This is a genomic window from Methanosarcina sp. 1.H.T.1A.1, assembly GCF_000979295.1.
Taxonomy (GTDB): Archaea; Halobacteriota; Methanosarcinia; order Methanosarcinales; family Methanosarcinaceae; genus Methanosarcina.
This window is the reverse complement of sequence record NZ_JJQY01000086.1, coordinates 1-26839: the sequence shown is the minus strand read 5'-3', so window position 1 is coordinate 26839 and position 26839 is coordinate 1. Positions and strand designations below refer to the sequence as shown.

Sequence of the window (26839 nt, the reverse complement as noted above, 5' to 3'; positions counted from 1 at the left end):
CATGACGGATCGCCATACCTACAATTTCTTCATCCGGTATCCACGATCTGACCCATGTATTCATGCCCATCTGGGGCAAGAAAATCATATTTTTCGGTCCGTAAGGAGGTATATGTGCCAGGGGCGGCAGTTTGCTCTCATGCGTTCCCCAGGCTATTTCAACAGGAGCTGTTCCTTCTTCTCTCAATCCTTCAATGCTCCATGTCCCTACGAATTCATTAACTTCCTTTGCCCGGTTTGCTACTTGAGTATCTCGCTCGCTACAATGGATCACTCTGACTCCCAGTTTCTGAGCCAGGCGGGCAAAATCCCTGTTCTTTGCAAGGAGGGTAATTTCCTGTTCATCCTCAGGAGAGACTTTCTTATCAGCACAGGTGCAGGCGGCAATATCCAGCAAGCCTTGCTTTACGAAATGAGTTATCAGACCAGGATTTGCGCCATGGTCAACAACAGCAGTCGGTGCATCTTTCCAATCACGGGAAAGTTCACGCAATCTCATTTGCCGCAAATAAAGAGATTTTTCCAATAGACTTCTGGTCAAAAAATCCTCAGTAGGATCCCATACTTCAACCGAAGTGTTAACGTACAATACATTGTGATCATGGCACCACTTAAGGATGTCATTAGCACCTATATTCCACGAAAGATCAATGATCAAGCCTTCATTTTCCATATATTGTGACAGAACTTGATCCAAATTTGTAGGGGTAATCTTTTCACAGACAAATCTTAATCCTTGATTAGTATATTTTTTCAGGGCTTTTGATTTGTCTTCAAAATCAATTAAGGTAATGTTTTCTAGCGGAACATCGAGTTTGTCCAGTAAAATGGGTAGAGTACATTGTGAAACTGAGCCATAACCTATAATGAGGATTTTATTGGAAAACTTTTTTTTCATAGGATTCGTAAACGCAAGACATTGATATAACTTTTCGCCTAAATACGGCCCGACTTATTTAAAGATATATAGATGTCCCTGCCTGAAAAGATAGTAATCTTGCATATTCTCAAAAAATCGGAACAACTTTCATCCCAAAATCCGGACCACTGATTAAGAGACATTATTTACAAAACAGATCGGTGCAAATGTGAAAAGTTAAGTTCCGAATTAAAAAATATATAATATAAGTGATGGCAATGGGATCTAATGAAAAGGAATAAATCATAAACTAAAAATTTTGATCGAGAATATTGATGCAAATTAACCAATAGATGGCCATTTATTAATTTTATATTTCTCATAAAAGTGTTAAGAAAAAGGTCTATAATATCTTAATAACATGCCAACAAATGAAATAATCAGTTTTACTCGATATAATTAAAAAAGTTTGATGCGAGAGGTGCGATTCGAACGCACGAACTCCTACAAGACTGGACTCTGAATCTCATTGTTGAAAAGGAGCGTGCATGGCGGTCTGATTATTGTCGGTGAAATCCCCCTGTGAGGTTCTATCGAGCCTGTCTATAACCCTGTGACAATTGCGGAGATAGCAGTTGAAAAAGGTGCAACGTCCTTTGCTTATGCTCGTGACCTCTCGCAGGCAGCTCTTCGACCTCTCCGATGATATGGCAAAAAAGTTTGATATTCAGTTTTGCTCGGATGTTCGAGAACCTTCCGGTGGATTAGGATTTAATGCGCCTGAACGATCTCCTGCTCTGTAGCAGATGTCATATATTTGAACTTGGCATTATTATCAAGGTCCATGAAAAATTGGTTTGGGATAGGCTCGGTAATAATTTGAGAATAAATATGGAAGAATAAAATTAGGGGCGATAGCTTCTAAATGCCAATATCCAGTCATTGAAATGTAGACTGACTAGTTCTTGTGGCGGCGGGATCTCAGAAGGAGAAACTAGAGGAACAGGACTTATAAAATCGATTCCTTTTGATTCAAGTACAGTATGCCATTCTTTATCAGTTGAATACCCCTCTAGCTTGCTGCGGGGATGGAAAACTTCCCCAGCAAACGTTAATTAATATGATTTATCAATTCCGTTTTCTGGTTGTTAACTTCTGCTTAAACTAAATTTTTTAGGGTTATTACTTTCTTTAACGGAATTTTGAGTGGGGGCGCGAACATACCCCGTTGCCTTGCAGCGGGGTGCGCAAGTGCAACTTTTATTTGTCAGTTTCTTTCATATTACTGATCTCATTCATGAGTTTCATAGCTTCTTCCATATTTCCCTAGGCAAATAAAATCAAGGATTGTCTTCTAAGGGATTCTCTCAAATATTCCTCACTCCCAATCTCCCTGCAGATACTCTCTTGTTCTTTGAATAATTTCATGGCAGTACTCAAATCCCCCTTAGCGACGAGTATCAGCGCTTGGTTAGCAAGAGACATTTGTAAAGAATATTTATATCCCATTTCCCTACATAATCTTTCTTCTTCTTTATGCAAATTAATGGCACTATCAAAATCTCCTTGATCCTTAAAAATAAGGGCCTGATTGCCTAGAGATCTTTGCAAACCTTCTTTATTACTAAAATCCCTACATATTCTTTCCTCTTCTTTATGGAGAGTCATGGCTCCATCAAGGTTACCCATGGAATAGAGAATATTTGCCTGATTTCCTAAGGATAGTTGTAGATTGTCTTTACTTCCAAGTTCTTTGGAGATCATTTCTTGCTCTTTCAGGAGGTTCATAGCCTCTTCCAGTTCACCCCTTGAATATAATATGTTTGATTGATTAAGTAAACAGTTTTGCAGATCATTTTTGTTTCCTAGTTCTCTTACAATTTTCTCTTGCTCTTTGAGTAAATTCATTGAACTTTCTAAATTCCCCTGAGTATAGAGAATATTTGCTTGATTTCCAATAGACATAGCCAAACTCTCTTTATTTTCTATTTCTGTGCATATGGACTCCACTTCTTTATATAGTTTCATAGCACTCTCGAAATCACCCCACAAATATAAAATATTTGCATGATTAAGTAATGTCATTTGCAGAATATTTTTATTACCTAATTTTTTAGCTTTTCCTATAAGATATTGTGAGAGCGAAAAACTTTCTGATAAATACCCTACCTGATAAAAAAGTTGTGAAATAGTGAAAACGAACTCTGGATTATATTGTGAAGGTGAATCGATTATTGGCTTGTAAACCTGTACCATGCTAAGTTCAGAGTTATCTTCAATCAATACCCAGTACCCTCTAACGTCAAACTGGTTTGAATTCCATGCCATCTCAAAGAAAGATGGATCTATCAGTAGGTCTGCAAGCATGTTCCAGGACTTTGCCTTCCCAAGTTGCCAAGGAAGTTCCTCTACCTTCCGTTTACTGAGTTCCCTTTTCTCAAAATAATCAGCCAGAAGAAGGTGCAGGTCTTGCTCTTCACCCTCTGTCTCAAGATACCTTTTCTTAACAGCAGTTCTAAGATAATCATGCGAGAAGCTCAATAACCCATATCTATTAACCAGTGACTTTTCAGCCGCTAAATATAGAGGAGACCAGAGAGCTCCAGGCAATGGATCTCCATTACTTCCCAGCATTTCACGAAGCTCGATCTCTGACAAACCCTTTCTGGCAGCCCACAAATAAGAAAAAGTGTCTGTTACAAGATTTTTGCGATCCCTATCATAGTCCTGCTCATATCTCTCCAGGATCTTATCATAAAGATCAGCCGCATTGGAGGTTGAAAGATAAAAATCAATTCTTTGAGGAAGAGTGTCATGATCTCCATGGAGCCGGATCTCCTCTAATAAAGCCCGTAAGTAAAGCGGATTGCTGGTCTGACTGTAAGATGCGACATGCCCAATCATTGGAACGGACATATTTTTGTGATACTGGCCAAGATAATCGACTATGAGCTTCTGGCGCTCTTGAACATCAAGGGGTTTCACTTCTAGTATCGACCAACGACGCTTCATCAGTTCGTCAAGAGACCGGCCAGGCAACGACGAGACGATAAGCCTGACATTAGGAGGAATCATTTCCTGCAGCCAGAACAGCTCAAGAGCCCCATCATGATCCTCAAGCTGATTGAGTGCATCAATGATCAATACCATTCTCCCCCTCGCCGCTGCCATGTGAAGCCAGTTAGCAAAAGCGGCATTAAGCTCATCCGGCTTATCCGGAATATCCTGCCGGATATCAAAATGACGTTTCAGTTCGCTCATAATACGCCTGAGCATACTTACCCAGTCTACACTGTCAGGCGTGGCACCAATATAATGGACAAGCAAAAATGGCTTATCAGCTCCATTTTCCTGGTATTTTTTAACCCAGTTAGCCAATAAAGCCGATTTCCCTGAGCCCGAGTCTCCTACCACAACAAGAGGCATACCATCATCTTTGACATGAGCGTCAAGCCTATCGAAATATCCCTTACGCTCAATATAAATATTGAAGCGGCTCTCGGCAAAAGACTCATGCTCAAATCTAGCCTGTTCCAGAGGATCGAGTTTTTCACTTTCAGGATAAAGCCCGTTAATGACTTTCGATAAATTCCGTAAAACTAGCTCACCTAAAACCTTAGGATTCGTGTAATTGTTACTAACTGGAAAACCGCTATTTCTGATAGATTTCTTTAATTCGAGTAGCTTATTTTTCTTTTCTTCAGCTCTTCTCTCTGCTTCTTTGGGGCCATATTCTTGAATATCTTCGTCAGTAGGAGCTTCAATATAATTATTTCGTTCGTTCTCAGTAATAGAATTAAGGTATGAAGGATCTCTGAAATAAAAAAACGCATGATCAGCCATTTTAGGGTTTCTGAGCACTCCATGCAGGATTTCAAGCTCAGTAACAGATTTACCTTTATATTCATTCAACCACTCATACTGCTCGATGACTGCCTGTGGTATTTTGTCATCTACCCAACCATATCTCTCGCCGAGAATACCGATGAAATAAGGTCTGCAGTGCTCTATTTCAGCAAGACAAATTGGGAGAACTTTACCTTCGGCTTTCTGCTCGTCAGTGATACCCCAACGAAGGTCGACTTCACCCCAAGTCACACCTCTCTCCTCACAGAGTTTCCTTAGCTGGGGAAAAATTCTTTTAACAAGCTCGTCACGTTCAGCCTGCATATCCTTGAAAGTAGAAGAGACGAAAACATTGATCTGACGTTTCTTTACATTCTCACTTTTCCATTCATTTTCTCTAAGGTCGTTATAGGTATCATCCGAATGGTTTACCTTCGTTGGTTCTTTGCTTTCATTTGCTGACTGTGAATTATTTACATATGTTTTTGTATTAGTTGGTGGGTTCACCTTTACAGGCTCTTCATTCTTCTTTAAGGATTGTGAAATATTTCCATATGTCGGTTTTTCGGTATATTCCTCTGGTTTTTTGTCACTATCATTCCAGCCAAGTTTTTTCAATAACTTTCGGATCATATACCTCATAGCTCCTCTGGCTTAAGCAATTCAGCGCTACTATTCAGCCAAGTTCTCAAATCACGTCCTTATTGAAGCTTGTATATCTCTAATCCGCAAGCTTCAAGTCTTTCAGGTATTTTCCTGACAGGATTCCGGTCCCAATCTTTTACTTCCTCTGTGAGTTCAGACCATGGCACAAGATAAGGACTGATTTTTTTCACAGGATCTCTCGGGCTTCCGAGAACCCATCCCTCTTTAATGCGTTCATCTACCCATCTTTCATGTTCCATTTCGGCAAGTATCTCTACTTGTTCTTCAGTAAATTCAAACCTTTTTTCAGGTTTTTCGACAAAAGGCATCATGTCAAACCCAATCCTCTGGAGTTTTTCAGGAATTTGCCTTACCTGACTTCGGCTTGACTCCTTAAAATTTTCAGGTAGCTTTTCCCAGGGCTGCATGGTGGGATCAGATGGATCTTTCTTACCCGTCTGTTCTTTAACATGTTGGGCATGGTTGGCCATTGCCATTCGTTCCATTACGTCATTAAATAAAGAATCAAGAGACACCAGTTTCAAGAAAATTTCCGAGTTAACATGCATTTCAAGCTGTTTGGAAGGAGGAAGGGCTGCCTGGGTAAATCGTTTTCTTCCTGCAAGAGTGCTCATATCGATGACCGCTTCCATTGATCTGACGCCGTGTTTGTAAGCTGGAACTCTAAGGAACGCGCGCAGCACACCAGAGTCAATGCATGCAATTCCCTGATCGTCAAATATTTTAGGTGCCTTTCTCTGTAGCAATGATCTCAGGAGAAGCGCCCTTCTTATTATGAAAGACGCATCATCAGGTCCGGCACGGTTGACGCCCAGAATATTGACATAGCCACGTAATCGACTGATGAAATCGGTTCCTTTGGCATCGCGGAATTCTTTCAGCATGCTCTTCCTTTCTTTTTCGGTTGCTTCCTCGTCAAAATTCTCCCTTGAGAACTTCTGGAAAGTATAGCTTGTGCCGCCGGCGAAGACAAAGATTGATCTCCCAATGGGATGCATAGTTTCTCCATCCTTGAACATGCCGTCCTGCATGGGTGCCAGGAAGTATTTCAGCCATCCAAGCTTCACATCAAAAGCCGAATCAAATTCGTCAAAGAAAACAAGAGGAATCTTGCCTTTTAGCACCAGGTCCCTTACCTTATGGAATGCACTTGCCAGATCAGCGATGGAGGTAAACTGGGAAACATTGAATTCTATTTTTTCTACTCGTTTCTGATCAAGGCTTAACGCCAGCTCTGTAACACCAAAAGATTTGCCTGATCCCGGAGGCCCAAACACTGCTATTGAAAGTGGAACATTAACCTCTGTTTTCTCCATATATTCACTCATGAGGTTTCTGATACTCTGAAAACTTTCAATTTCTTCCCTATCAAGAGTAAGCAGCTTGCCGAATCTGGCACATGGAACCTTTCTCAATGCATCTTCGGTTTTATTCTTAACGGCGTTATAAGCAATGGATTCAAGCATCCCTCTGGTGCATTCTTCCAGTATTCTCCAGTTATTTTTCTTGCCAGATGCTTTATTTTTAAAATCAGGAATAGCCACATCACATATCGTATTCTGTTCGCTGTTTGACTCGAATAATTTGGATATTGGATAAGAAGGTTCAGCTTTTGCGTTTCCGAAACCCATTTCCAGCAACTGCCTGGATTTCTGTATTCCCTCACGGATCCCTTCTCCAATGCTTTTTTTGATTTCTGTTTTGATGTCTTTTTCAACAACGTTTTCGACGTGTTTATCGATCCCGTTTTCGGTGCCTTTAAGCCCTTCTTTAGCAATCTTCGCTGAAAAAGCAGCAACAAAGGCAGCAGTCACTCCCTGCATATCCCCTTCATAGTTCTCTTTATACCCATCTTCCCCCAAATTTGGATCATAGTAAAGGGATGCATTGATTTTACCGTCAGTGTTAGTATAGTGGATTGCCCCGTCCAATCCAAATCTTACTATAAGATTTTTGCAGGCGGCAAGAGGTTTTATTTGAGGATTATTTATCATCTGCCAGTAAAAATCCTCAGTTGTCTGTTCCCAGGACAGATGCTTGCTGATGTTGACTCCCAATTTCCTGAGGTCGTTTGCATCGATAATCAAAATGAGGTTCTTTGAGTTAGCATTTTGTTCTTTAGTGAGATGATCCCAAAGTGCCCCATCAGCAAGTTTGTGGCTCATTTTGAGAATTATTATAGGACATTTTCCCTTTTCAAGAATAGCTTTTGGCCAAACATCTTTTTCATTACGGAAGCCGTTCCCTGCGTCGTCAAGGATAACCATGTCTGCATCAGCACTATCGTTAGAGATCGGCAAAAGTCTTGGCTTTTTCTTGATGGGACCACAAAAACCACTGTGGTTTTTTATGCGAAAAACCTTACCTTTTTTATCGCATTCCTCTTCATTCTTGGATATTTGAAATGCGTCTAAAATGGCTATTGAATGTATGATCGATTCTGGGGGAATGTTTTTAATACCGTTAAGTAAGTGAGTAGAAACGTTAGCGTTAGTCGCTTCCTTGACCATCCTGGCAAGAAGTAATGAACCCCCCTGTTCTGCCTTCATCCGGGTACCGGGGTAAAGAGCCCAGTTAGGCGGATTTTTGCATTCAAAAATTTCTTTGTATTTAGTGATCCATTGTAACCAGTCAATAGTAACGTCGCCTGCGACAACAATCTTATATTCTTCTTTTGAAGATTTCTCCAGAGTTAATCCCACCTGTTGCTTCTAATTAAATGCATCACTTATGAAGAAATAAAGGCTTCGAAAAATAAGAGTGTGCTATCATAAAATTATTCTGCCTTGAAACTTATTTAGAAAAACAATATGAAAAATTAACTTCTTCCAATAATTCATAAAGCACGTGGAATTTTGAAGAAAAAAATACTTATAGATAGTTTTTCGACTTTAAAATTGCTCAAAAATGTAAACTTTCAAGTTTATCATTTGATCAATGGGTACTTTCCTAAATGATGGACTATTTTGATTTGATTCTTTAGAGAATTTATTTAAACTTATTTCCAAAATTTCCACCAAGGCTTTTTTAACTTTGGAATATCCTCAACTTTTTCTTTGGTCGGCTCATCTTTTGTTTTGATTTCACCGAGTCTTAAGCTCGTCAGATCTTCCTTATTCAGTAATTCAGATGTCCTCTTTACTGAATCTTTATGTCGGTACTTAAAATCCTCGGATCTTTTGTTAATATAGTTTTGCTCATCACTATCCGCTATAGTTAACATATTCCCCGAATATTTAATATTAATAGGATCTTTTGAGATCAAAGGACTATTTTCCATATTATCTCTATAATTTTTTTGACCAATATGTCTTTCAGTATTATCAACTACAAAAGGTGTTAATCTGAGTTTATTATTACAATGAGGACATGTGGTATTTAACCTAGGATCGTTAAGAGCTTCTCCTAAGATTACTTTATGGTCACTAATTACTTTGCCTAAATTATTATTGAGTGAGTTTAACATGTCTATAATTTTTTGTTCTATAACAAATAAGTTTCCACATAACTTGCATCTTGCTGTTAATTTATTATCCCACTCATGGACATCATATAAATATAGTCGAACAGGTGTGACGAAAGGAAGACCAGAGTTTAATCCGTTCACTAAAAGGAGATATACATTTCCACCTTTATCACCTGATACTATTTTCATTTGTCCGTTAGCCATATCAAAGCAGTTTAGGGAGCCGAGAGCAAAGAAAATGCTTATACAGCTTCCAGTTATCGCATCCCAAATTCGAAGAGTTTTATCTCTTGATGCGGATACGATCCTTTTTCCGTCATGAGAGAAAGAACAGGCATTCAAATGATCAGTGTGCCCATTAAGTACCTTAATCTCCTCTCCAGTCTCAGCATCCCAAATTCGAAGAGTATTGTCATATAATGCCGTAGATACAATCCTCTTACCGTCAGGAGAGAAAGAACAGGAGGTCACATAATCAGTGTGCTTCAATACAATAATCTCCTCTCCTGTCTCAGCATCCCAAATTCGAAGAGTTTCATCCCCTGATGCGGACACAATCCTCTTACCGTCAGGAGAGAAAGAGCAGTCGTTCACACAAATATTGTGCCCATTAAGTACCTTAATCTCCTCTCCAGTCTCAACATCCCAAATTCGAAGAGTTCTGTCCCCCGATGCAGACACAATCCTCTTACCATCTGGGGAGAGAGAGCAGGCTTTAACAAAATCAGTGTGCCCATTAAGTGCCTTAATCTCCTCTCCAGTCTCAGCATCCCAAATTCGAAGAGTATTGTCATATGATGCGGACACAATCCTCTTACCGTCAGGAGTGAAACAGCAAGCAATCACAGAACTAGTGTGCCCATTAAATACCTTAATCTCCTCTCCAGTCTCAGCATCCCAAATACGAAGAGTTCTGTCATCCCTTGCGGCGGATAAAATCCTCTTTCCGTCAGGAGAGAAACAGCAGGTAAGTACGAAACTGGTGTGTCCTCTCAGTACCTTAATCTCCTCCCCAGTCTCAGAATCCCAAATACGAAGAGTTTCATCCCCTGATGCGGACACAATCCTCTTACCATCAGGAGAGAAACAGTAGTCGTTGACAGAAATAGTGTGCCCATTAAGTACCTTAATCCCCGTTCCAGTCTCAGCATCCCAAATTTGAAGAGTTTTGTCTTTTGATGCGGATACGATCTTCTTTCCGTCAGGAGAGAAAGAGCAGTCTCTCAAATAATCAGTATGCTTTAATACAATAATCTCCTCTCCTGTCTGAGCATCCCAAATTCGAAGAGTATAGTCATATGATGCGGAAATGATCCTCTTACCATCAGGAGAGAAAGAACAGTCGTTCATAGAAGTAGTGTGCTTCAATACCATTATCTCCTCTCCTGTATGAGCATCCCAAATTCGAAGAGATTTGTATTCAGGCGATACGATTCTCTTACCATCAGGAGAGAAACAGCAAGCATTCACAGACTCAGTGTGCCCATTAAGTACTTTTACCTCCTCCCCAGTCTCAGCATCCCAAATACGAAGAGATTCGCCCGCTTTTTCTCCCCATGGAGCCGCGGATACGATCCTCTTACCATCAGGAGAGAAACAGCAAGCTCTCACAGCAGCTGTGTGCCCGTTAAGTACTTTAATCTCCGTCCCAGTCTTAGCATCCCAAATTCGAAGAGTCAGGTCAGATGAAGCGGATACAATTTTCTTACCGTCAGGAGAGAAAGAGCAGGCATTAACAGAATCAGTGTGCCCTCTCAGTACCTTAATCTCCTCCCCAGTCTCAGCATCCCAAATACGAAGAGTCAGATCATCTGAAGCGGATACAATTATCTTACCATTAGGAGAGAAACGGCAATCATTCACATTACGAGCGTGCCCTCGCAATACCTTGATTTCCTCCCCTGTCTCAGTATCCCAAATACGAAGAGTCAGGTCATGTGAAGCGGATACAATTATCTTACCATCAGGAGAGAAACTGCAAGCATTAACAAAATCAGTGTGTCCAACAAGCTTCATCAGACACAATGATTTTTTCTGTGGTTTGTTAATCCACCTAATCCAAGGCTTTCTATAATCAAATGTTTTTGCCTTGATCGCCACTTCACTTTCATAGGGTTGATTAAGCGCCTGCTGAATAGTGAGGTTAGGGTGTTCCAACAGGATATGATGGTCACCAAATGCAAAGTCATAGTAGTCGATGAATGCTTTGGACATTAGAGGCTCAACATTTACTTTTCCTTCTGTTTTACGCTCTCCTTTGGAAGGCTGCCACTCAGCATTTATGGTAAATGAGTTCAGTACAAGTCTTTTCTTGCACTCAGGACATTCCATGTCTTTTCCTAACAAGCTCTTTTCAACCTTACTCCATCCGAGACAGAACGGGCAAAAAACTCCAAACTTACCTTCATAGTACTTGGCCGTAATAATTGGGAATCCAGCTCTATTTCTCGTGCTAACGCGGTTATAGTCAGCCAAAAGATCATAGCCCATACCTACCGTGAATTTGGCTTCTATAAACATCAGGTCTGTGAGTGTGTTTTCGAGTTCGCCTATCATTTTTGCATGGGTCTGATGGTAGGGAAGTTCTGACAACCCTCGAGAATAATTGCCATTCCATGATTTATCTCCTAAGGGGTCAGCCTTACTATAGAAGTATATGGCCAGTTGTTTATGTAACTCAAGGCATTCTTCCTCATCCGCCAGATATTTCCCGTTTACAGCTTCTCGCAGTTGATTGTGGTAAAAATCGAGGAGTTCTCCTCTTTGCATCAGGTATGGTCTTAATAAGCGTTGCAATGCTGCCACATTACCCAGAGGATCTCCTAGAGCGATGAGTTCTACCAGTTCAGATTGTGAAAGCCCGTGTCTACTGACTCCAATAAAAGAGACAAAATTGCGCACCAGCTCATTACCTATCTTATTTCCTTCACGATCCCTGAACCCGTCATCATTCTCAAGCCGCTTCAGAACTTCAAGGAACAATGGTTGCACTTTTCCTGGAAGTTCCTGTATTCTCGCTGTGATCTCTTCATATATTCCTAACGTTCTGATCTCTTCTAATGCAATCAGTAGATAAAGAGGAGTTTTCGAATCTTCCTTATCCAATAGAGCTAACCGCTGTTCAGGTTCGAGGTTTTTCCGATATCGCTTGAGAAATTCACTGATGATATCATTAGCGTCAGAATTTTTCAATAGGGACAGTGTTTTTTCCACAGGGTTTGATCGCTTTTTTAACGCGTCCAGTGATGGTCCAGGCAGCGTTGACAGGATTACCCTGACACCTTCTGGAAGCTCAGCCGGCAGCCAGAGCATGTTTAAAGCTTGGTTAGACATGTCGAACTGATTAACGGCATCAATGATAATGACAACATGGCTTCTCTCTGCTGCCTTTTTGAGAAAAACAGGGAAAACTTTTCTAAGCTCCTCATAATCTTCAGGGATTTCGTCATCAATACCTGATTTTTTTAGTTCATGGCAGATCCTGCGGAGGGTTTTACGAATGTCAGTTGAACCTGCGCTTATCCCCACAAAATGAGGAATAACAATATGATTCGCATGATTTGGATTTAGTTGGTAATCTGTATAATCTCGATAGAACTTAGCTAGTAACGCCGATTTTCCACTACCTGGATCTCCCACCAAACACAGATAGCCATTACCATATGTGCTCTCTGAATGCTTTTGTAGTTCTTCAAATATTTCCTTCCTACTGCCAACTACATAGCGCTCTGTCCTCTCTTCAATAAATGACTCCATCATGGCATTTTCTTCGTCGAAATCAGAGAGCTTTTCCGGGATACTTGTTCCAAACTCAGCATCAATGCTGGACAGGAGGTCGGCATAAACCCTGTCACCAAATTCTTTTAGTTCAATAATCCTTTGAGTCTCTTCGTCCAACTTACATGGATATTCAAAGAAGGGCAGACTCTCTAATTCCTCTATGCCCTCTTCATTCAACGTTTTCCCAAGTGTTTTTGGGTTTTTAATTCTCTCTTTTAGGGTTTCCAGCATCTGCTCTTTCAGACTATTCTCAGTCTCCTGATAAATATCAGCATATAAATTCGGAATCGATTTAGTGACAGCAGGCTTGCGGAAATAGAAATAGCGAAATGCAGGTTCATTCAGCCGATCCAGTGCTCCGAAGTGTACCTCTGATGCCGTGATGGAAAGCATCGCCTCCGGCAGTTCCGCACGCTGGAAGATCTCCACTGCTATTTCACCGTTAGAGTACCAATTTTTAGTTTGTTCCTTTTCACGAGGCTTCTCACAAAGCCGATAAATTCCCATTGCTTGGTCAGGAACATATAAGTCTTCAAGAACTTTAGCATTCTTTTCAGAAATTACTCCCGCAGAACTAGTGCCATTTAAGACCTTTGTCATGAATTCCATTGGCACTATCTTGGGAGCGGGGATCCAGCCATACCTTCCGCCCAATATACAGATGAAACGCGGGTGGCATCGCTCAATCTCATCCATGCATGCTTCGAATGAGTCTTGGTCTGCGGTCACACCCCATCGAAGGTCCACGTCCACTAGATGGATGCGTCGCTTAAGTAACTCCTCACGAAGCCGAGGAAATACAAAGCGGACGAGATAATCTCGCTCTGCATGCATATCTTTAAAAGTAGAAGAGATGAAGACGCGGACAGTTTTCCACATTCCTGAAGAAGTATTATTTGAGACAGGCATCAGCGGAACACCTCAACAATCTTTTCCGTGTATGCTGTCATTGGTAATAAACTTATTTTTATTTCGTCTTACTATTCACGGACAAGTATCCTTGATCATCAATATCTCTGGTACTGGTGTAAGGTTTCATCAAGTTGAACTCCATGAGGATAGTGTTAGGTCACAGACAAATAAGTGGTAATAATTGCCTTTGCAGTAGAATAATGCTAAATAAACTTTCATAAATTTTATATTCACAACCAGATGCTTGGGAATCCTTGGATCATGAATTAAAATTCATAATGAGTACAATTGAGAATTTGGGTAACTACTTATACTCTTACATAAAATTAAGCTTTTAATACTTTGATAAACTCTTCTTTCATCGGTGCTTTGTACTCTATAGCAAATAGCCACATCTTGAGGTTTGTAGAAATTTGCTTTAATAAATCTCATGTCTTTGCTCTCTGTGCTTATAGCGTTCTAAAAGTCTATACATTTCATTCTTATGAGGACTTATTATGGATAACATAAGAGAAGAATATCAGTACCGTATCTTCATCAGTTATTCTCATAAAGACAAAGATCGGGTTGAAAAGCTAGCAAAAATATTGACGGAGAACGGTCTTAATCCGGTTTATGACAAGCACCTTGAAGGTGGTTTCGGATTTACTGATCAAATTAAAAAATTTATCGCACATGCTCATGTTTTCGTCCCACTAATCAGTAAGTCTTCGAGTCAGAGAGGGTGGGTTCACCAAGAAATTGGGTATGCAGCTGCCCTTAATATACCCATCATGCCGGTTATGATTGATAAGGTTCCAAGTGCTATGCTCCAGCAAGTTCAAGCTTTACATTGGGACGATAATGAACAAAACCTCAAGAAAATCATGTCTTTTGAGAGGTTTAGGAATCTCATCGAGGATGCTCAAAAAAGTATGTCTCAAAAGGACATCTCTCCACTTTTTGAATGTGGTCTACTGCGTGAAGATCGAACAAAGCTTATGGTCAGATATGCTTCAGACATTTCTAAACTTGGATTCTATGGTCATGTGCGCCAGAAAGGAGCTTTAAGCTCGTTTCATATTCCAGATAAGAATCCAAATGATCCTGTCTGGCCCATTCGCTACGGAAATGAATCCCCCGGAGAATATCGTTATAGATGGCTGCAAAGGGAGCGCCAAGAATTAGAAAAACACGCAAAAGTTAGCGGTTGCAGCATTATTATTGATCCGCATTTGTCATATATTGAACGTGGACCAGAAGCAAGGAAAGTCAGGCTAGAAGAGCTTTTAGAGTTCCTGAAACACATTCCCGACGATAAAGTAAATGTAGGAATTAAAGAAGGATTATCTAAAGAGGAACATCTGACGATAGTCGGTGACTGGTTCTCTGCAGAGGCTTTTTCCAATAAAGGTAAGGGTTACCTCCAGACCATGTTTACCCGGCATGCACCTTTTGTGAGGAATTCTATCAAGGTATTCGACGAAGAACTTGAGTATTTATTGAAAAAGCAAGGTACTTTATGTTCATCAAGAGAATATGCAATCCAGGTCATCGAGCAAATAGTAGAGGAGTTGAAAGAAGAACTGGATACATGATAAGAAAAAACGTCTTAAGTTCTTCCTTGTGTACAATATTTCCTATGTGTATCGCAATAGTTTATAACAGTTAATTTATTCGTCTACTGTTCTCTTCCTTTATGCTTCCGTCCTCAGAATTTATCCAGAAAATATGCCTTCCAACTTTTCGTGCATACTCAACTATATCCCCAGTGCCACCTTGTCCTGAAGCGGGCTTTCCATTCCAGATTGCTATCAAAAAATCACAATTATCCACGACATAGTGCCCAACATTCTCATAAGCAGATTCACGAGATATAGTTTTTTCTAGAGTGCATATAGACATAGCACCTACCTAGAAGTGTCTCAAACTCGTTTTTTGACTCAATGTCTTCAAAGTCTTTGATATAATCTTCCTTAGGAAGCGGAAGCACAACGTTTAGAGAAGGCTTATATGCACTATCCAACACCTGCCATTCCATAACCTCTTTTGCTACGAGTCTATCAGCACCTTCGGCAAGTGGAGAAATTACATTGTAAGTATATGGCATATCTTTTAGGCTTGCTTTTTGCGTCTCATCTATCAAAGAGAGTGCTTTTTGCATGCTTTTTCTGAGAAGCTGTTCATTTTCAAGTTTTCTGTGACCTGTGACTCCAATTCGTAAAATAGTCTGGATTTTAACTTCGTTTTTTGATATATCCGAGGAATCAATATTCATAAAGCGCCTCTATTTAGAAAGCAATAGCTATTCGAGTTCTTTCACTTTTTGATATAAATATATTGAGACAAATATCATTCAATAAGACAGTTAACAAAGTTCTTAAACATTGTTTTCCAATTCACATTCTATCCTAATTTCCTTTTCTTCTCATGGTTCTAAAAACGATTTTCCCTCCTGGTTTCTTATCCCGAGATTTCTTTGATTTTCCTTGTCTCAGGGTAAGAGAGGTACAAACACACCGGTTTTTGACCTAGGTTTGTACAGACCATCTCGGAATAATATAATAATACCTATGACAAAACCTAGAGCAAAATCATTCCTTTTTTAATCTGTTATTGGAATTGTCACAGAAAGGAAAGCTAAAGACATTCTATACAGCAAACATACAAGTAGATGTCACAAGTAAGAATATAAGCTGTAATAGATTCTAATTATCTAGTCTTCCTGATTATATCTCAAGCCCGTTGCTTTAGATATTCATCTTGCCGCAACTCACAAGATACTTAAAAACTAGATAAAACCAATTAAAAAAGAAAGAGTGCGAGAGGTGCGATTTGAACGCACGAACTCCTACGAGACTGGGTCCTCAACCTATCGCCTTTGACCTGGCTGGGCAACCTTGGAATTTCGATATGGTAAGTTAAAGAACCTTGAGAATCCTTGAAAAAAACCCGTAGAAACGTATGAAACCTTGAATCGAAGATTTTAAAAAATTAAGTGCGAGAGGTGCGATTCGAACGCACGAACTCCTACAAGACTGGACTCTGAATCCAGCGCCTTTGACCTGGCTGGGCAACTCTCGCATGATGTACTTTGTGTTGTTCAGCAGCACATAGTAGTATTCTTTGTTCTTAAACTTTTTCCTTGGATGCATTCTCAGAGGGTGAAAAATCCCTCTAACCGGGAAAATAGATTTATTTTTCTGGTGTTCCCTCACCAATAATAGGGAAAATTGATGAAATATTATCTCATCAATTTCAGGATAAGGGCTTTCTGGGCATGCAGGCGGTTTTCTGCCTCTTCGAAGATTACAGAGTTCGGGCCGTCCATTACCTCATCCGTAATTTCCAGGCCTCTTCGTGCAGGCAGGCAGTGCATTACTAGTACGTCCGGCTTTGCAACTCCAAGGAGCTCGGTATTGATCTGGAACCTGGTAAAGTCCTTCAGGCGCTTTTCCTGTTCGGCTTCGTCACCCATGGAGACCCAGACATCCGTATAGATAATGTCAGCATCCTTTGCGGCAGCTTTCGGGTCATCTGTGATTGTGAACTTGCCCCCCAGAGCTTTTGCCTGTTCAAGGAACTCGGCTTTTGGCTCATAGCCTTTCGGGCAGGCAACGACAAACTCCATTCCCATGATAGCCGAACCCAGTAGGGCAGAGTTGCAGACGTTGTTTCCGTCTCCTACCCAGGCGAATTTCAGGCCTTCGAACTTTTTCTTGAACTCCAGGATGGTCATGAAGTCGCCAAGGATCTGGCAGGGATGCTCCCTGTCTGAGAGGGCATTGATCACGGGCAAGTTTGAGTATTTTGCAAGCTTCTCCACAGTATCGTGGCTGATTACTCTGGCCATGATTCCGTGCAGGTACCCGGAAAGGGTTCTTGCGGTGTCTTCAATGGTTTCACCTCTACCTATCTGGATATCCCTGAAATTCAGGTAGAGAGAATGTCCCCCGAAATCGGTCATTGCGACCTCAAAGGAAACTCTGGTCCTTGTTGATGACTTCTCAAAAATCATCCCAAGGCTTTTGTTCTTAAGGTACTCTGTGTTTTCTCCTGCCTTACGCTTTGCTTTCAGGTCCACGGCCGATTCAAGGAGTTCGTAGATCTCCTCCCGGGACAGGTCCGTTATAGAAAGTACATCTTTCTTCATAGTCTCAAACCCCGAATTATTTCTGGCTGAATTTAAACTTTATAAGAAGAAGCGTTAAACCCCCGATTTAGCCTGAGGGATATAAGCGTCAACTTCCACAAGATTCGTTTCGTTATCCTTTGACTTGATATGCATCGAAACCAATATAATATTAAGCAATGGTTACGAGAACCAAGTGGCCAATGCAATATATGTTCACCTTCAGACTCACAGATCATGGAAAATACACCGTCTCTAGCTTGAAACCAGATAAAGCCGAAACAAGCGACGGAGCGGGACATAGTAGGGCAGGGACTGCCCGAATTAATGCCTTTGGAGATTCCGGAAGGTAGTCTATGAATTAGGAAGCCCGTTAAATCTTTAGATTTAGCGGGCAGTTCACATTATTGCATAGTACTTATTTACACGCGCTACTCCTGCATAGTGTTTTAAACAGTTAGCCTCTAATTTCTTTCATATGGTCAATTCTTCTCTGGATAAGACCGGCAGTGCCTATATCTTTCCGGAAGAAAAGTTTGCCCCGAATATTTTCAAGAGCGTTCTGGGCGATTCTTTCTGCAGCCTCTATTGTTTCGGCACACCCGACGACAGCAACGGCACGGGAACCGGTAGTGTAAATTTTCCCCTCTTTTTCATACACGCTTGCATAGTAGACTGAAGCCTCTCCTATATCTCCTACAACTACTTCGCTGTCTTTTTCAGGGTTATCCGGGTAGCCTGCGGGAACTGCGTACTTGCAGACTGTCGCTTTCCTGCTGAACTTTACAGGCAGGCTTTCGAGGGTTCCTTTTACCACAGCAGACATAATTTCTACAAAATCAGTCTCGATAAGAGGGATAACATTCATGGCTTCAGGGTCTCCGAACCGTGCATTGAACTCCACGACTTTGGGGCCGCTTGCCGTCAGGATAAACTGCCCGTAAAGAATGCCCTGGTACCCTGTCCCTGTTTCCTCATACAACGCTGTTACGGTATGCTGCATAATCTTTTTTGCTTTCTCAAGGTCTTCGGAAAGCATGAAAGGAAGGATTTCTCCTGCATCGGTGTATGAGCCCATGCCGCCTGTATTCGGTCCGAGGTCTCCTTCATAAGCCCTCTTATGGTCCTGCACTGCAGGGAAAAAAGCAAGGTTTTTTCCGTCCACAAAAGCCTGGAGGGTAAATTCCTCTCCTATGAAACGTTCCTCAATAACCACAGACCCTTTTTCCAGAAGCTCACTTGTATATTCCCTGGCAGCTTTGAGGTCAGGGAGCTGGTCACCCATCACCTTTACGCCTTTACCGCCTGTAAGCCCGGAGGGCTTGACTGCAACATCGCCCAGCTTTTCGATGAAAGCATGTGCAGGAACCTCATCCGTGAAAACTTCATAGGCAGGGCAGCCTTCGATTCCATATTTCTTCATGAAGTTTCTTGCCCATGCCTTATCAAACTCAATAACTGCACAGGCTTTTCTAGGACCTACAACAGGGATCCCGGCTTCCCAGAGGGCATCTGCAACTCCTGCTGCAAGCGGAGCTTCAGGACCCACAAAAGCCATCTCAATGTTCCTGGCTTTTGCATATTCAACAATTTTTACAACCTCGGTTTCCTTTTCAAGCAGGAAATCCTCACAGAGTGAGGCAATTCCGGGGTTTTTCTTTGCCATTAACGCATAAAGGCTGGGGTTATGCTTGCTTTTCTTAATTCCTTCGGCAATTGCGTGTTCCCTTCCGCCGCCACCGATAAGCAAAATCTTCATTTTCATTCTCCTTGTTCAAAAAAAATTATTTTTTAATCTGAAATTTGTTCTTGATACCTGATGAGGAAATACAGTGAAGAAAAGGTGATGGATTATTAGGCTCGCAATACCTTTCTTTCTATTTCAAAAGCATTTTTATCTTTATAATCGATATTTTTAATCAACAATACAATAAAGGATTCCCTAATTCTCTATTTCTTCTGATAAATATCTTCTCATTGTTAAGCTTCAAATCCCGAGTTTCGCCGCTCGAATTGCGCCTCGCCCGAATTGCGCGGGGGGATCACAGTAAATCGAAAATTTTCTGGGAGTTGCACTGCAAGTGCAACAGTACGCGGTCCTTTTCGCTGCGCTCAAGAGGACTTAATTCGAAATATTGGTGGAGCTTTTTATCACTTTGGGGAGTGTGGAAGATCAAGAATGCCACGTCCTTTACAGGCTGTCCGACAATTCCCTTCAATAGCACCCAAAATCATTCATTTTCTATTTAAAAGCTTTAAATACCTCTTTTTAAACACGTTTTGCTCAAAAGATAATCCTGAGTAGTCATACTTTAAGTGCATTTAACCAAAAACAAGAGTAGACTTTCAAACGAAGAGATTTCAAAAAAGATTGAAACGCGCTCTTTCTTATTTTGAAGGGCCGCCAGACAAGCTGGCGGAAGCACTTTATAATTTTTTGATTGAAAAACAGTTTCCGGATAAAGGGAAGTATCTCTCGTGCAAGGTAAGATATTTCTCTATAGCATTCAGTCTCTATAAATAGTATTATTATAAGTTGAACAGTTGTTTTTTCTGGCTGACAGGCTGAACGCAACCGAATGAGGTTCAGGAAAGTGCTCCAGCACTTCCCTTACTTTAACAGATCATTCCTTAATTTAACAGATCATTCCTTAATTTAACAGGTCACTCGCACTTACCAGAGGCACAAGTTCGGCATCTGCTTCTTTCAGTTTTTCCCTTGCTCCTTCTTCCCTGTCCACTACGGTGATTACGTATTTAACACGGGCTCCGGTCTCCCTGACTACCTCGATCGCGTCCCTGACCGAGCCCCCGCTGGTTGTTACGTCTTCGAGCATTACAAGCCTGTCTTCCGGTTTAAGCTCGCCTACGAACCTGCTTTTTGTGCCGTAGTCCTTGACAGATTTCCTTACAATCAGCAGGGGAAGCTCAGTTTCGAGAGAAACCGCGGTTGCCAGAGGGACGCCTCCGAGTTCCACACCTGCAACTGTGTCCACATCCATTTCCTTTACTCTGAGGGCTGCCTGCCTGGCAATAATTTTCAGGGTTTTGGGATCGGTGCTGGCTTTCTTAATATCGATGTAATACTTGCTTTTCTTTCCCGAGGCGAGCGTGAAGTCCCCGTAGCGGACAGCTCCGCAGGCTTTCAGGGCTGCGATCAGTTCCTGTTTTTGTGATTCAAATTCATTTCCTGTTTCTGGTTTTGATTGACTCATTATCTCACCGGTGTTTGCAGCCTTATTAGCGCGATAAATATTTTTTAAATTTTTTCCTGTGGTTTATTCTCAGTCGTTATACAGGGTTTTTCTCATCTTTTTATGCAACTTTTTCCGCATATGGTCTTCATAAAGTTTCCGAGGATGTTTCACCAGGGTTCTTTTTTCACACCTATAATGTATCCGATTATGTTTGTCGTAAGATGGAGCAGAGGCGTCATTATGAGGACAGTAAGCATGATTCCTGTGGTGAAATTGTTCACGAACCATTCAGGAGCTGCAAGGTATGTAAAAACCCAGGCCCCCACAACAAAGTCCAGCTGGTCTACAAGAGGCAGGGACGCTCCCCTTTTCAGGCCCATCCTGCGCTTGAAAAAGCTCTTGAACATATCTCCGAACAGGGCGCCTGAGGCAAGGGCAAGAACAACTTTCAACGCGCTTGCATAGTCCGGACCAAAGCCGGGCATTTCAATTCCCATAATCTCAAAGCCATTCATACTCAGCCAGATCTCAATGCATCCTGCAAGAAACCCGCAAAATATGCCTGAAAAGAGCCCTCTATAGGTCTTTCCGTCTCCCAGAATCCTTTTCCCGTCCTTATACGTCCTGCCTCCGTCAATAGGCTTTCCGCCCCCAAAGACGGCTGCGAAGGGATTGGGAAGGTATGCAGGAATCATCAGCCAGAATGCCTTGATTATCAGCTCTATCGTAGTATCAACTCTCTAATAACTCTCTAATAACTCTCTAATAACTCTCTAATAACTCTCTAATTTCCGGTTCATTCTTTCCTAAGGCAGAAGTTAACTTCCTTCCATATCCTTATCCTTTTTATTTATTTGTATGACTTGTTTACAAAGTAAGCCAGATAATTATTTTCCGCTTTCCTCTCCCCGTATTCTTCAACTTTTTTTAGGTACTTTTAAATAATGTGCTTAAGTAAATATTAATTCCTATTTAATGGGATTTATTTTATAAAGTAATATTTTATATCACATTTTTCAAGGTTTTTTATGAAGCCACTCAACAATATTCTCACAGTTCGCAGCACCATGCTTGCCACGGTCTTTGTCCTGGTGCTGCTCGCAGCTCTGATAACAATGGGGCTTTTAACCCCTTTTATCTTGAGGGTCAGTACAGGAGAAGAGATCCTTCTCGATGCTGCATATTTTAACCTGCGTGCAGCCCTGCCCACCCTTGCTCTGGTCATGCTGTTGACCCTGTGTCTTCTGCTAAGAAGCGCAGGGAGAAAGGAGGCTCTTCTTGTCCTCGGGCTTGGAACTGTCGGTTCTGTGCTCTCGGTTATTTTTTCCCCCTTCTCAAGCCTGCCTCTTGACCTCGCATTTCCACTCCTTGCAGCAGCCTTTTTTGCGGTTGTGTACAGGCTGCTTTCTTTGCGGGAAAAGACCCTGAAAGGGACTCTACGGGGGGCTGGCTCCCATATTATCCACCTCGGGGCAGTCCTGCTTCTGGTTGGCATCCTCTTCAGCACGAACATGAATCTTGAAGATTCTGCTGTTGTCCCCCAGGGAGGAGTGGGCACTTTTAAGTCTATGGGTTACAGCGTTCATGTTACCAACATCACATCGGGAATTGAAGGAGCTCCCTACGGGGGCTATCCTGGTTCGGCTTACGTAAGTACCGTATATTTTGATGTGTACAGGTGGGGCCAGCCTTTTGACCGCGGACAGGTCAGGTATATAAGTGATTTCAAGTGGGAACAGTCCTACACCGAGACCTATATTCACAGAGGGCTTCTGGAAGAACTGTTTATCGCTCCAAAATCCGTGGATACAAAAGCCCGGACCGTGGAACTTTATGTCCGGAAGGTGCCTTTCATGACCGCTCTCTGGGGTGGGTTTTATCTGATGGTACTGGGCATCCTTACACTCTTCCTCTCGGATTCCCTCCTGAGAGAAAAAGGTGCCTCGGGAGATGATCTTCCTGGTAACCGTTCTTCTGAAAGAAGCTCTCAGGGAAATGAAACTAAAAATGATAATCGAAAGAAGCGAGTTAGTAAAAAAAATGTATGAGACGGGTGTGCAGATGGTGATCGTATGAATACTGGAATGGGGCTCATCTGGATAGCGGGAGCTTCCGGACTGCTTGCTTTTTTAACTTCCCTGTTTTCCTTCTTCAGGCAGGACCGGAAATTTATGGTCCTTTCCGAAAAGCTGGAACTTGCAGGAGGGGCGGGAATAGTGATCGCGATATTCCTGCTTGTCTACCACCTGCTTGGTGTGGACACGGAATACAGTTATGTCTTTCAGCACTCCAGCACTGACCTTGCCTGGCACTACAGGTTTTCGGCGCTCTGGGCAGGACAGGAAGGGTCATTTTTGATCTGGACAGGTTTTATCTTCATAATGCTTGCAATAACGCGTTTTACAGGCACTGGGAAAATTCTCAGGGAGACAAATCTCTTTGCCCTTATGAGATCGGTTTCACTTTTTGTAGCCTCTGTATTCCTGCTACTTCTGGCGTTGAAAAACCCTTTTTCAATGTATTATCTAACAGGTGCAGGAATACCTGAAGTTACAAACTGGAACCTCTTTGCGGAACCTTTCGTTGTTTCTTACGGACAGGGCATGAACCCTCTGCTCAGGAACCTCTGGATGGCTATCCACCCCCCTCTTCTGTTCCTCGGCTATGCAGCTTTCACCCTCCCTTTCTCTGCTGCAATTGCAGGCCTTGCCCTCAAGGACAACAGGTGGTCCGAACTTGCAACAGGCTGGATGCGCGTTTCCTGGCTCTTCCTTACACTTGGGATCGGATTCGGAGCATTCTGGGCATATGAAGTGCTTGGCTGGGGTGCCTGGTACTGGACCTGGGACCCTGTAGAAACTTCTTCCCTGATTCCCTGGCTTACGGCAACAGCTTATCTGCATGCAAAGCTCAGGGTCCGGCAGGGAGAGTATGGTTTTATGCTCCCGATGCTTGCACTTGTCTCTTTTATCCTGGTCATTTTCTCGACCTTTGTCACAAGAAGCGGGCTGTGGGTATCGGTGCATTCCTGGCAGGACTTCACAACAGAAGGGATGATAATTGCTTTCTTCCTGCTTGTCCTTACAGGTTCGAGCACAGTTCTCCTTGCCAGGAAGTATTTTAGCGAGGAATAATTTTAGTGAACAAAATAACCTCTGAAGAAGTAAGCCTGGAAAATAAAAAAGTCTGGAAAATAAAGCTACATGAAATTTCAGCTTTTTCCAGCTTTTTCCAGTTATTCCCCATTTTTTAGTTTTTTTTCTCCAGTTTTTTAATTTATTTCCATATTTGCCCCGATTGAACACTTTCAAGAGAGAGATCTCAGAAGTCGGAACGAATGCTGCAGATTTATCTGGTTCCTCAGATAATTTTTTGATCTGCGCTGAAATGAGAATATAAACATTTCTAAATTATCCTTGACGTTTTATTGTCAGGATATTTCCCTTTAATTTCTTTGATCAGTACAATTATAATATTTTTGTTGTGATATCCTCAGGTTTTTATCCGAATCATGGGATTATTATGCCTCTTATGTTTGATTCTTTTTCAATACCTGCTAATGTCAGGTGTGATTGAAAGTTTTTCAATTCCTTTTTAATATATACAACTTTAAATAGTATGAGTACATTATTAATTGTTGGAGATGAATAACCTTCTAATTATATACGTATATAGGTTTAATTGCTGAACCAATACGTCTCTTCCCATCAATTTCACAAAACGGTTCTCTGGCAATCGGTTATGGAAATATATTACGTTTGTTTTTGATAACTTATTGTTGGACTTAAAACGTAAACAATCCGCTAGATTGTGAAAAAACGCTTTTTATTGTATTTAATATTTTAAAACGGGATAGGTTACCATATAAATATACATATGGTGTAATACTTGGAAAGTTGTTGTCAGCGTTAACAGGTAGTTATGAAAGCTACCTTTCAAGGTCTGAATAATAATTACCGTGATATTCTTTAGCTGACACATAAAATTATAAAAATTGGAATATAGGGGTTATCATGAAAGACTATGAAGTAAAAGTGCTGGACGAAAATGACCACATTTTTATTGAAACGTTAAGGAACCTCGGGATGTCAAGAAATGTTGCCACAACTATGGCATATCTTATGAATGTTGACGAAGCTTCATCCCGCGAAATTGAAATCAGTACCGGACTACGGCAGCCCGAAGTCAGTCTTGCAATGAGGCTGATGAAGAATCAGTCCTGGGTCAACGTGCGTTCGGAAAAGAAACCCGGTAAAGGGCGCCCGATAAAGATCTATTCTCTTGCAGCTCCGGTTGATGAGATTATAAGCTATTACGAGGATAAGATCTACAAGGAATCTCAGGCAACGATCTCAGCAATTAAAAAACTGAAGGTTATGAGCAAAAAGGTGCCTCTTACTCCTTCGAAGTAAAGGATCTAAAAAGGGTTAGCTCCATAATGGCTGACAGTCCGTCCTGGAACTCACCATTATGGAAATCAAATCCTTCCCTTATTAATTCATTTAATTGTATCTCTTCCAGGTCCTGTTCCTCTTTTTGTTCTTCTTCGTTTTTCACCCTTCATTTCCCGGGGTTTCCTTTCTGATCCCCTTCCTTTCTGATCTCCTTCCTTTCTGATCCCCTTCCTTTCTGATCTCCTTCCTTTCTGATCTCCGTCCTTTCTGATCCCCTTCTTTTCTGATTACCTTCTTTTCTGGTCTCCATCCTATCAGGTATCTCTTCAACGTTTTTCAGGATTTTCCGGCATACTCGGGCATTTGGTGCATGATTCACCTTCAGCCTGTTTGCTGATTTGTCCCCCTTTTACATCTTTGCTCTGTCTTTTGTTCAAACCTTCCGGTCGTTTAAAATGTATATGAACAAGAAAATATGAATGAGAAAAGCCCTGGATATAGAAGTGTCCTGGTTATTGAAGAATTCCATAGAAAAGTAACCTTTAAAATCTCTCAAAAAAGGGGGAAAAATAAGTTAAAATAAAGAAGGAAACCTGCCTTAAAGGGCAGGTCAGCCACCTGTAACTACTTTAAGGATTGTTAGTCTGTCGGAACTTATCGCCCCGTCAAGGGGAACAGCATTTCCTCCATTTAATACAAGTACCGTTTCCTGATTTATGTCCAGCGTATCAAGCAGGTCTTCGTAGGTAGCGCTTTCAGCTACTTCTACGGTCTGTTCGGAAATCTCTCCAGCTTGAATTGTTATGTGTACCTTTTTGCTCACTCTATAGATCCACCGCCGCTTACCTGAATTTCGTCTACGATTTTCTTTATTAACTTCTGCTCCAGTTCATATTCTTTTCTGACACCTTTCCGTTCTGCATTTCTTTTCTGGAACTTTCCGGTCATGTTCAAATCTCCTTACGATATTTCAGGTTTGCAACATAGTGGGTATAATCTCTCCAAGTAGACTCTGTTGTCTTTTCGAGATGTATATCCAATAATTATAATGATTTTCTGTTTTAATTAACTTTTTGGTTAACGATCCTTTTTTGGTTAAGGACCCTTTTTTGGATAACGACTCTTGGGTTAACAATTAGTTATTTCCAGGTGCTTTAGCCGCAGTTCACATAATATTATTGAAAAAATGTAAGGGTTAACATTGAATATGAGCTCGTTTGAAACATTGGCATAATAAGCTCCAGACCTCTATTTTAAAATGAAATTTGAGAATATTTGTTCAGGAACTATGTATCTCATGAATCAAATTCTCACTTATGCCATTATATTCAAATGACGTAAGCTGTTTGGTAATTATTAGAGGTTTGAAGAGACACACCTGACAAATAGCACACAAATCTATAAAAAGAGTTATATAATATGTAAAAAAACGGACCAAAAAACAATTAAAATCAAAAAAACAATTAAAATCAGTTATACACCAGTCGGGATTCGAACCCGAGTTCGAGCGTTGGCAACGCCCGGTGATGACCGCTACACTACTGATGTGCTATGTTTTTATGGTGCCCAGACCCGGATTCGAACCGGGGACAACTGCCTCTTCAGGGC

At 41.4% G+C, this 26839-nt stretch carries 18 protein-coding genes and 2 tRNA genes; 5 read left to right on the top strand and 15 right to left on the bottom strand.

Annotated elements, in window-relative coordinates:
• A partial coding sequence (locus EO95_RS08545) for a saccharopine dehydrogenase NADP-binding domain-containing protein (protein WP_048133843.1) occupies positions 1–898 on the bottom strand: 898 nt, incomplete at its 3' end.
• Between the two features lie 596 nt (positions 899–1494).
• On the opposite strand from EO95_RS08545, the gene EO95_RS18220 reads away from it, so the two are divergent.
• The gene (locus EO95_RS18220) at positions 1495–1662 is read left to right on the top strand and encodes a hypothetical protein (protein ID WP_235282932.1); all 168 of its coding nucleotides are present in this window, start codon (positions 1495–1497) and stop codon (positions 1660–1662) included.
• Positions 1663–2185: 523 nt separating this feature from the next.
• Here the strand turns inward: EO95_RS18220 and EO95_RS08540 are convergent.
• From EO95_RS08540 to EO95_RS16745, 3 genes are all read right to left on the bottom strand, one after another.
• A complete protein-coding gene (locus EO95_RS08540; RefSeq protein WP_048133841.1) occupies positions 2186–5338 on the bottom strand; it encodes a DUF4062 domain-containing protein in 3153 nt (1050 codons plus the stop codon).
• A gap of 68 nt (positions 5339–5406) precedes the next feature.
• A complete protein-coding gene (locus EO95_RS08535; protein ID WP_052733546.1) occupies positions 5407–8073 on the bottom strand; it encodes a RyR domain-containing protein in 2667 nt (888 codons plus the stop codon).
• A gap of 296 nt (positions 8074–8369) precedes the next feature.
• Positions 8370–13496: a DUF4062 domain-containing protein gene (locus tag EO95_RS16745; RefSeq protein ID WP_268767895.1), complete on the bottom strand. Its 5127-nt coding sequence runs from the start codon at positions 13494–13496 to the stop codon at positions 8370–8372.
• A gap of 530 nt (positions 13497–14026) precedes the next feature.
• Here EO95_RS16745 and EO95_RS08525 point away from each other — a divergent pair.
• Complete coding sequence (locus EO95_RS08525) at positions 14027–15106, top strand: toll/interleukin-1 receptor domain-containing protein (protein ID WP_048133839.1); 1080 nt, start codon at positions 14027–14029, stop codon at positions 15104–15106.
• A 269-nt stretch (positions 15107–15375) separates the two neighbouring features.
• Here EO95_RS08525 and EO95_RS08520 read toward each other — a convergent pair whose 3' ends face one another.
• The 6 genes from EO95_RS08520 to EO95_RS08490 all read right to left on the bottom strand — a co-directional run bounded on the left by EO95_RS08520 (position 15376) and on the right by EO95_RS08490 (position 21532).
• Entirely contained in the window at positions 15376–15786 is a 411-nt protein-coding gene (locus EO95_RS08520; RefSeq protein ID WP_048133838.1) for a hypothetical protein, read from the bottom strand.
• 721 nt (positions 15787–16507) lie between these two features.
• Positions 16508–16592, bottom strand: a tRNA-Leu gene (locus EO95_RS08510).
• A 160-nt stretch (positions 16593–16752) separates the two neighbouring features.
• Positions 16753–17661 (bottom strand): ornithine carbamoyltransferase, encoded by a 909-nt coding sequence (gene argF, locus EO95_RS08505; protein ID WP_048133836.1) that lies wholly within the window; start codon positions 17659–17661, stop codon positions 16753–16755.
• A gap of 436 nt (positions 17662–18097) precedes the next feature.
• A complete protein-coding gene (gene purD / locus EO95_RS08500; protein WP_048133833.1) occupies positions 18098–19399 on the bottom strand; it encodes a phosphoribosylamine--glycine ligase in 1302 nt (433 codons plus the stop codon).
• Between the two features lie 892 nt (positions 19400–20291).
• Positions 20292–20855 carry an orotate phosphoribosyltransferase gene (gene pyrE, locus EO95_RS08495; protein WP_048133832.1) on the bottom strand — a complete coding sequence of 188 codons (564 nt, stop codon included), beginning with the start codon at positions 20853–20855 and terminating at the stop codon, positions 20292–20294.
• Between the two features lie 149 nt (positions 20856–21004).
• A complete protein-coding gene (locus tag EO95_RS08490) occupies positions 21005–21532 on the bottom strand; it encodes a CDP-2,3-bis-(O-geranylgeranyl)-sn-glycerol synthase (RefSeq protein ID WP_048133829.1) in 528 nt (175 codons plus the stop codon).
• 333 nt (positions 21533–21865) lie between these two features.
• Here EO95_RS08490 and EO95_RS08485 point away from each other — a divergent pair, with 333 nt between their 5' ends.
• The 3 genes from EO95_RS08485 to EO95_RS08475 all read left to right on the top strand — a co-directional run bounded on the left by EO95_RS08485 (position 21866) and on the right by EO95_RS08475 (position 25249).
• Positions 21866–22885: a cytochrome c-type biogenesis CcmF C-terminal domain-containing protein gene (locus EO95_RS08485; RefSeq protein ID WP_235282931.1), complete on the top strand. Its 1020-nt coding sequence runs from the start codon at positions 21866–21868 to the stop codon at positions 22883–22885.
• Positions 22886–22909: 24 nt separating this feature from the next.
• Complete coding sequence (ccsA, locus tag EO95_RS08480; RefSeq protein ID WP_048133828.1) at positions 22910–23971, top strand: cytochrome c biogenesis protein CcsA; 1062 nt, start codon at positions 22910–22912, stop codon at positions 23969–23971.
• A gap of 879 nt (positions 23972–24850) precedes the next feature.
• Positions 24851–25249, top strand: coding sequence for a transcriptional regulator protein (locus EO95_RS08475; protein WP_048126873.1), 399 nt, complete (start codon positions 24851–24853; stop codon positions 25247–25249).
• Here EO95_RS08475 and EO95_RS17580 read toward each other — a convergent pair.
• From EO95_RS17580 to EO95_RS08460, 5 genes are all read right to left on the bottom strand, one after another.
• Positions 25233–25394, bottom strand: a complete 162-nt coding sequence (locus EO95_RS17580) for a hypothetical protein (protein ID WP_156161351.1) — start codon at positions 25392–25394, stop codon at positions 25233–25235. The two genes, EO95_RS08475 and EO95_RS17580, sit on opposite strands and share 17 nt — an antisense overlap.
• Before the next feature lie 3 nt (positions 25395–25397).
• Complete coding sequence (locus EO95_RS08470) at positions 25398–25610, bottom strand: hypothetical protein (protein ID WP_048133826.1); 213 nt, start codon at positions 25608–25610, stop codon at positions 25398–25400.
• Between the two features lie 231 nt (positions 25611–25841).
• Positions 25842–26054 (bottom strand): MoaD/ThiS family protein, encoded by a 213-nt coding sequence (locus tag EO95_RS08465; RefSeq protein ID WP_048133824.1) that lies wholly within the window; start codon positions 26052–26054, stop codon positions 25842–25844.
• The gene (locus EO95_RS18465) at positions 26051–26179 is read right to left on the bottom strand and encodes a hypothetical protein (protein ID WP_255350236.1); all 129 of its coding nucleotides are present in this window, start codon (positions 26177–26179) and stop codon (positions 26051–26053) included. Before EO95_RS18465 ends, EO95_RS08465 begins: the two co-directional genes overlap by 4 nt.
• Positions 26180–26707: 528 nt before the next feature.
• Positions 26708–26779, bottom strand: a tRNA-Gly gene (locus EO95_RS08460).
• Positions 26780–26839 lie beyond the last annotated feature (60 nt).

What these genes read in the sequence shown, in the direction of transcription:
- argF (WP_048133836.1), bottom strand. Translation starts at nt 17,661, where the DNA reads ATGAAGAAAGATGTACTTTCTATAACGGACCTGTCCCGGGAGGAGATC.
- EO95_RS08475 (WP_048126873.1), top strand. Translation starts at nt 24,851, where the DNA reads ATGAAAGACTATGAAGTAAAAGTGCTGGACGAAAATGACCACATTTTT.
- purD (WP_048133833.1), bottom strand. Translation starts at nt 19,399, where the DNA reads ATGAAGATTTTGCTTATCGGTGGCGGCGGAAGGGAACACGCAATTGCC.
- EO95_RS08540 (WP_048133841.1), bottom strand. Translation starts at nt 5,338, where the DNA reads ATGATCCGAAAGTTATTGAAAAAACTTGGCTGGAATGATAGTGACAAA.
- EO95_RS16745 (WP_268767895.1), bottom strand. Translation starts at nt 13,496, where the DNA reads ATGTGGAAAACTGTCCGCGTCTTCATCTCTTCTACTTTTAAAGATATG.
- EO95_RS18465 (WP_255350236.1), bottom strand. Translation starts at nt 26,179, where the DNA reads ATGACCGGAAAGTTCCAGAAAAGAAATGCAGAACGGAAAGGTGTCAGA.
- pyrE (WP_048133832.1), bottom strand. Translation starts at nt 20,855, where the DNA reads ATGAGTCAATCAAAACCAGAAACAGGAAATGAATTTGAATCACAAAAA.
- EO95_RS08490 (WP_048133829.1), bottom strand. Translation starts at nt 21,532, where the DNA reads ATGATTCCTGCATACCTTCCCAATCCCTTCGCAGCCGTCTTTGGGGGC.
- ccsA (WP_048133828.1), top strand. Translation starts at nt 22,910, where the DNA reads ATGAATACTGGAATGGGGCTCATCTGGATAGCGGGAGCTTCCGGACTG.
- EO95_RS08485 (WP_235282931.1), top strand. Translation starts at nt 21,866, where the DNA reads ATGAAGCCACTCAACAATATTCTCACAGTTCGCAGCACCATGCTTGCC.
- EO95_RS08520 (WP_048133838.1), bottom strand. Translation starts at nt 15,786, where the DNA reads ATGAATATTGATTCCTCGGATATATCAAAAAACGAAGTTAAAATCCAG.
- EO95_RS08525 (WP_048133839.1), top strand. Translation starts at nt 14,027, where the DNA reads ATGGATAACATAAGAGAAGAATATCAGTACCGTATCTTCATCAGTTAT.